We start from the raw sequence: 6,096 nt of genomic DNA on the forward strand, positions 1-6,096 counted from the left end.
GGGTCCGGACCAAGTGGGGCCGGCAGGCAGTCGGTCAGCGGTGCTTGATACCGGGCTGGGCGTTGGGAGCAAGGGCTGGCCTGGTGATGGGGACGCCACCGAGGGCCTCGTCAGCGGCGGCCAGCAGGTCGTCGGGGAGGTTCACGCCGGAGGCGGCGGCGTTGGCGTGGACCTGCTCGGGGCGAGAGGCGCCAGTGATGGCGGAGGCGACTTCGGTGCGGCGCAGGACCCAGGCGAGCGCGAGAGTGGGCATGCTCATCCCCGCCTTTCGGCAATCGGGACGAGACACTGGACCGCCTCCAGGATGGCGTCGCTAAAGATCAGGTCCTGGGAGACCGCCATGTCCGCGGACGCGAACCTGCTGTCCTCCGGTACGGGCTGACCCGGCTCGAACTTGCCGGAGAGGACTCCCTGGGCTAGCGGCGACCAGACGATCTGGGAGATGCCGTTCACGGCGCACAGACCGAAGACCTCGGCCTCGGGGGCCTGCCACAGCGTGGAGTACTGGGGCTGGGAGGAGACGAACAGATCCGGACCGGCGAGGTCGATCGCCGCCCGGATCTGCTCGGGGGTCCACTCACTGAAGCCGATGTAGCGGGCCTTGCCCTGCTCGACGACCTTCTGGAACGCCTCGATCGTGTCCTCGATCGGCACGGCGGGGTCGAAGCGATGCGCCTGGTACAGGTCGACATGGTCGGTTCGCAGGCGAGTGAGGGAGGCGTCAATCTGCTTGGCGATCTGGTCCGGGGACAGGCCCTGGTCGGCCGGGTCGTCGGACATCCGGCCCCAGACCTTGGTGGCCAGGATGTAGGAGTCACGGGGGTGGGCGGAGAGGATCTCACCCCAGGCCGTCTCTGCGGCTCCTTGGCCATAGACGTCGGCGGTGTCGAAGAAGTTGATGCCCGCGTCGAACGCCGCCTCGGTGCAGGCGCGGGTCTTGTCGGCCTCGATGCCGCCGGAGTAGGTGAGCCAGGACCCGAGCGAGATCTCCGAGACCTCCAGGTCCGAGCTGCCGAGTGTGCGGCACTTCATGGATGCTCCTTGCTTCCCCGGGGAGGGCTGGTGGTTGGTGTGGTCAGGCCCGTGGTGACTGAGCCGGGCGGGTCCGGTGGATGACTGCGATGGTGATCGCGGGGATCAGGGTCAGCGCGGCGATGACGGTGCCGACGGCGGCCGGGCCCGTAGCTCCGAGGGAGGATTCGAGGGCGAAACTGGCGATCCAGGAGCCGCTGGCGGTGCCGAGGTTGAACGCCGACACGGTCAGCGCCGACCCCAGGGTCGGGGCCCGGCCGGCGAAACGGACGCCCAGGGCGATGAGTACGGGATTGGCACCGAGCCCGAACAGTCCCAGCAGGGCCACCAGCGCGATCGTGGGGGCGGCTTGCCCGGACAGCAGGCACAGCCCTGCGAGCAGGACCGTCGTCACCGCGGGGGCGGTGATAGCCGTCAGGTACGGACGACGGTCCCCTAGTCGGCCTCCCACGAGGAAGCCCACCAGGGCGCCGACCCCGAACCCGACCAGGACCAGCCAGGCGTGCTGAGCGCAGAGCCGACAGCCCGGAACGGATCGGGACCGTTTGGTCGTCCTGGGTGTCATGCGGAACCTGTCGGGTGATGAACACCATGGCAGGGGCCCCAGAACGGGCCCCGCCAGCCCATCAGCTGTCCGGCGAAGGCGGCCAGGGGCACACCGACGACGTTGGCGAGCATCGCCCCTGCGCCCACGGTGCCCAGGGCCCGCGAACTGGCGGCGGGTCCCGCAGCGCGGGTGGCGACCACGTTGCCCCGCCCAGAACGCTCCGGTCGCCAGAGCGGTCAGAAACCTGGCCGCCACAATGAGCGCGAAGCAGGAGGCCAGGGCCACGATGACGTGACCGGCCGCGAAGATGCCCAGCGCGAGGAGCAGCGTCCACCGCTTGGGAAGGCGCAAGGTCAGCATCGCCATTAAGGGTGCGTCGACGATCATTCCGACGGCGAAGACGGTGATCAGCAGCCCGGCCCGCGCGACGGTGACATGCACGTCGCTGGCGATTTCGGGCAGCAGACCCGCCACCACGAACTCGGTCGTGCCCATCAGGAACGTGCCGAGCGCCAGCACGTACACGACGAGCGGAAGCCGGGCGGGCCGGTGCTCGTGGTCAGTGGCCCGGTGGCCTGCGAGGGCGTGGAGGGTTCCTCCTCGCGTTGTCATGCTTCCTCTCCGAGGGGATGTCGAGAACAAGATGCGGGTTCTGCGGAAACGGGCCCCGGGCTGAGCGCGGGAAGCCGCGCTCAGCGATGGAGGGGCCGCCGGGAGCCACACGCACGAGAGGGCGTTCGAGTAGGCCAACAGTCAGGAGATCGTTATCGCGCGCGACTACGCGGCCGGGAAGGGGCCCGGAGGCAGCGTCGGGGAAACGTGCCGGGTGATGAGGACAAGCGGGCCGACGCGAGGGGAGTGAACGCGACACGCGTATACGGGCCTGACCATCAGGGGCCTGGCTGGGTGGCGCGGTACGGCCGGTGTCCCGGCCGTACCGCGCCGCTGGTGATTACTTGACGGTGAAGCCGCCGTCGACGACGAGTGCCTGGCCTGTGGTGAAGACGGCTCCCGGGCTGGACAGCCACAGCACGGCGGAGGCGATCTCCTCGACACTGCCGGAGCGCTTCATGGGGATCTCGTTGATGATGGCTGCCATGTGTTCGGGTGCCTCGGCGATCGCGTTGGTGACCATGGGGGTCTCGGTGACGCCCGGGCAGATCGCGTTGATGCGGATGGGTGAGCGCCACACCGGCGTCCGCAAACGTCAGCGACGGCTACGTCAGTGGTGCCGGAAACCTGTTTGACGGCTGGGACGATGAGGGAACCGTCTCCCGGTACTCACACGCGAGCTCACATGCTGTCTGCCTGTGGCAGCAGGTTCTCAACGTCGAGGACTACGGCCACAGGTGTGAAATCGACGGGATCTTCGGACCCACCACCGAGACCCGCACAAAACCCCTGCAGAGCAGGTGGGGTCTGACGGCCGACGGCATCGTCGGCGAGGACACCTGGTCCAAGGCGGGAGAAAGCCTGGGCTACGGCCAGCTCGTGAACGACGGGCCGCACCGCCATTACCGGATGAGGTACACGGGCGCCACCGACGACTTCGTCCTCTACCGAGGAGAGACAGGCAGGCACGGCTTCTACGAGCTGGCGAACGAGAACTGGCGTGTCGCCAGCTACAACTCCCGCACCTGCAACTAAAGGCCCCGGCCAGCCAATGATGCATCGGCGGCACGTGGACCAGGCCGCCGCTGACAGTGCCTGGAAACAAGAGACGACGAACAGCCGGACACCAGCAGGAACCGAGTGGTCCGCTGAGCGCCGAAGTGGCCGACCAAAGCACTCAATGGCCAACTGAGACGCTCAGTCACAGTCACACGTGTGGGGGTGATGACAGCCGGCGGGTTCGGCGGGACGCTCGGCAGAAGGCCAAGGGAGACCGGTCGTGTGAGCGCGGCCGGTCTCGCGCCGTAAGGCGAGCATTGCGCGGGCTGCCCCGCACCCGTCCAGGGAACGTATGTGGTTGCGATCACCAGGTGGTCCGGGTGAGTTCTCTGAGCCAGATCATCGAGGCGCGCAGGTGGAGGCCGGCGAGGTGGGCTGCGACGGCGCCGTCCCCAAGTCCCTGTCCCGCACGGGGCGCCCGTCGCCCGCGCCTTCCTAGATCGTGCCGCTCCACGCCCGGCGGTTCTCCCGTCGGCGCACATGGCCGCGCCAGCCCGCGAGCAGCGTCATGCCCGTCCATGCGGCGACTCCCGTGACGAGGCCGCCGAGCCTGCCTTCGGGGTCGACGTCCACGGCGTCCTCCAGCGGGACGGCGCCTTCCGGGTCGCGGAGGATCTCGATGCGGTCGCCCACCCGGTAACCGGGGTTGCTGCCCCGGTACTCGAGGGTCTCGTCGAGTTCACCGCCCGGCCCGACCAGTGTGAACCGGTGGTTCTTGCTCGCCGTTCCCGCCGCGCTGTCCGCGGTGATCGTGACGGTCTCGCGGACGCCACGTCGGTCGAGCGCCGCCTCGGGGGCGTACTGGACGGACCCGACGAGAATGAAGAGTGCGGGGACCACGGAGAGGACGGCGAGCCACCACGCCCTGTGGAGCAGCCGCAGCACGATCACGAAGACCAGGCAGCCGAGCACGCCCGCCGCGATCGGGATGAAGTCCATGCCCAGCGTGACGTAGGCGAGTCCGGCGTTGCCGGCGGCGATCCCCCAGGCGACCAGCAGCACCCAGAGCGTGGCGAGTACGGACGCCCCGGCGCTCCTTCCCGTGCGCTGCCCACTTGGAGCGGGCACTCTGGCCCCGGCCGCGTCCCAGCCCGCCACGGGCGCGTTCATCCTCTGATCGCTCATCCGCGCAGCATACGAGGCGGCCGGAACGCCGTGCCCACGTGGTCCGGGACCGGTGTCAGTGGATCCCAGCTCACCCTGCAGATCGTCAAGCGGAGCGACGACATGCGCTGCTGGCGGGCAGCGTCTCGTAGTTCCAGGCCAGACGCCTCGTGCGCAACAGCCACCCCAGTGTTCGTTCCATCGCCCAAGCACACTGCACGTATGGATGGTCGGGAGAGCGAACGAGGGCCGATAATCGGCCGTGAGGGGCTGCGGCGTTTGGCCATGGTGGCCGGGCAACTTCGCGCCCGTGAGGGGGATGAGTCCCCATGCGCGACGAACGCGACGTCAGCCCCAGACGAGTGCGCGGACGGCACTGAGCGATCAGGTGTGGACGCGGCTGCCGACGGCCAATCGGCAAGCAGTGGTGCGGCAGTTGACGAGGCTGGCCGGTCGTGTGATGGCCGCGGGTGAACGGGGTCGATCATGACTTCGGTGTTGCCCTGGGAGAGGGCCCACAGCAAGGTGTGCGACCGTCATTTGCAGCGCCTCGCGGCGGTCTATGTCCGCCAGTCCACGCGCCAGCAGCTGCTCAATCACCAGGAGTCGACGCGGTTGCAGTACGCGTTGAAGGACCGGGCCGTCGCGTTGGGCTGGGAGGCGGACCGGGTCCTGGTCATCGACGACGACCAGGGCATGTCGGCGACCACGGCGCTGGCGAGGACGGGGTTCCAGCGGCTGGTCACCGAGATCGGCCTGGACCACGTCGGGCTCGTGCTCGGCACCGAGATGTCCCGCCTGGCCCGTTCGGGCAAGGACTGGTACCAGCTCATCGAGCTGTGCGCCCTGTCCGGGGCGGTGCTGGCCGACCTTGACGGTGTGTACGACCCTGCCGACTACAACGACCGCCTCGTCCTCGGTCTCAAGGGGACGATCAGCGAGGCCGAACTTCATCTGATCAAGCAGCGGATGTGGAACGGCCGGATCAACAAGGCCCGCCGGGGTGAGCTCGCCTTCCCGCTGCCGTCCGGTTATGTCCGCCGCCCGTCGGGCGAGGTGGTTTTCGATCCGGACGAGCAGGTCCAGACCGTGATCCGGTTGCTCTTCGCACAGTTCGAGCGGCGCGGGACGCTGCACGGGGTGCTGCGCTACTTCGTCGACCACGATATTCAGTTGGGCATCCGGCTGCGGGAGGGACCGGACAAGGGCACGCTGGAGTGGCGCAGGCCGAACCGGATGACGCTGCAGACCCTCCTCCACAACCCCGCCTATGCCGGCATCTACGCCTACGGCCGTCGCCGGGTCGACCCGCGCCGCAAGGACCCCGCCCGGCCCAGCACCGGCCGCGTCGTCCAGGCCCGCGACGAATGGCTCGTGATGATCCCCGACGTGCTGCCCGCCTATATCTCGGTGGCCCAGTTCGAGGCCAACGAGGCGAAACTCGCTGCCAACCGGGCCCGCGCCGAGACCATGGGCGCCGTCCGGAGCGGGCCCGCTCTCGCCGCCGGGTTGGTCTTCTGCGGAATCTGCCAGCGGCGCATGGTCGTCCGCTACCACACCCAGCACAGCCATGCCCTGCCCGAGTACCTGTGTTCTCGCGAGGTCACCAACTACGGTGTGGGTTCTCGTCTTGTCAGAGGTGCGTGAGATCCTCCCCTGTTCTCTCAGCTCAGATCCCTGTCTGAGTCTGAGATTGATCTTGTCTCTTGGATGATGTCTGGTGAGCTGCGTATCTAACGGAG

Annotated in this window: 7 protein-coding genes; 2 read left to right on the forward strand and 5 right to left on the reverse strand. The window is 68.5% G+C overall.

The annotated features are described in order from the left end of the window. Positions 1-34: 34 nt before the first annotated feature. The 4 genes from K4B79_RS44735 to K4B79_RS44750 all read right to left on the reverse strand — a co-directional run bounded on the left by K4B79_RS44735 (position 35) and on the right by K4B79_RS44750 (position 2,771). Complete coding sequence (locus K4B79_RS44735; RefSeq protein WP_232033203.1) at positions 35-253, reverse strand: aldo/keto reductase; 219 nt, start codon at positions 251-253, stop codon at positions 35-37. A gap of 2 nt (positions 254-255) precedes the next feature. After that, entirely contained in the window at positions 256-1,032 is a 777-nt protein-coding gene (locus tag K4B79_RS44740) for an aldo/keto reductase (protein WP_232033204.1), read from the reverse strand. 43 nt (positions 1,033-1,075) lie between these two features. After that, on the reverse strand, positions 1,076-2,191 hold the full coding sequence (locus K4B79_RS44745) for an MFS transporter (protein WP_232033205.1): 1,116 nt from the start codon (positions 2,189-2,191) through the stop codon (positions 1,076-1,078). A 340-nt stretch (positions 2,192-2,531) separates the two neighbouring features. Then, positions 2,532-2,771, reverse strand: coding sequence for an SDR family NAD(P)-dependent oxidoreductase (locus K4B79_RS44750; RefSeq protein ID WP_232033206.1), 240 nt, complete (start codon positions 2,769-2,771; stop codon positions 2,532-2,534). Between K4B79_RS44750 and K4B79_RS44755 the strand changes: the two genes are divergently transcribed. Next, positions 2,759-3,226, forward strand: coding sequence for a peptidoglycan-binding domain-containing protein (locus K4B79_RS44755; protein WP_232033207.1), 468 nt, complete (start codon positions 2,759-2,761; stop codon positions 3,224-3,226). The genes K4B79_RS44750 and K4B79_RS44755 overlap by 13 nt on opposite strands. 459 nt (positions 3,227-3,685) lie before the next feature. On the opposite strand, the gene K4B79_RS44760 is transcribed toward K4B79_RS44755, so the two are convergent. Continuing rightward, positions 3,686-4,375 carry a hypothetical protein gene (locus K4B79_RS44760; protein WP_232033208.1) on the reverse strand — a complete coding sequence of 230 codons (690 nt, stop codon included), beginning with the start codon at positions 4,373-4,375 and terminating at the stop codon, positions 3,686-3,688. Positions 4,376-4,840: 465 nt separating this feature from the next. Between K4B79_RS44760 and K4B79_RS44765 the strand changes: the two genes are divergently transcribed. Next, positions 4,841-6,001 carry a recombinase family protein gene (locus K4B79_RS44765; RefSeq protein ID WP_232033209.1) on the forward strand — a complete coding sequence of 387 codons (1,161 nt, stop codon included), beginning with the start codon at positions 4,841-4,843 and terminating at the stop codon, positions 5,999-6,001. The last annotated feature ends 95 nt before the right edge of the window (positions 6,002-6,096 follow it).

Source organism: Streptomyces lincolnensis (assembly GCF_021173675.1).
In the GTDB taxonomy this organism is placed as follows: Bacteria; Actinomycetota; Actinomycetes; order Streptomycetales; family Streptomycetaceae; genus Streptomyces; species Streptomyces lincolnensis_B.

Excerpts from the sequence above, each read along its gene's own strand:
- K4B79_RS44735 (WP_232033203.1), bottom strand. The coding sequence starts at position 253 with ATGCCCACTCTCGCGCTCGCCTGGGTCCTGCGCCGCACCGAAGTCGCC.
- K4B79_RS44740 (WP_232033204.1), bottom strand. The coding sequence starts at position 1,032 with ATGAAGTGCCGCACACTCGGCAGCTCGGACCTGGAGGTCTCGGAGATC.
- K4B79_RS44745 (WP_232033205.1), bottom strand. The coding sequence starts at position 2,191 with ATGACAACGCGAGGAGGAACCCTCCACGCCCTCGCAGGCCACCGGGCC.
- K4B79_RS44760 (WP_232033208.1), bottom strand. The coding sequence starts at position 4,375 with ATGAGCGATCAGAGGATGAACGCGCCCGTGGCGGGCTGGGACGCGGCC.
- K4B79_RS44765 (WP_232033209.1), top strand. The coding sequence starts at position 4,841 with ATGACTTCGGTGTTGCCCTGGGAGAGGGCCCACAGCAAGGTGTGCGAC.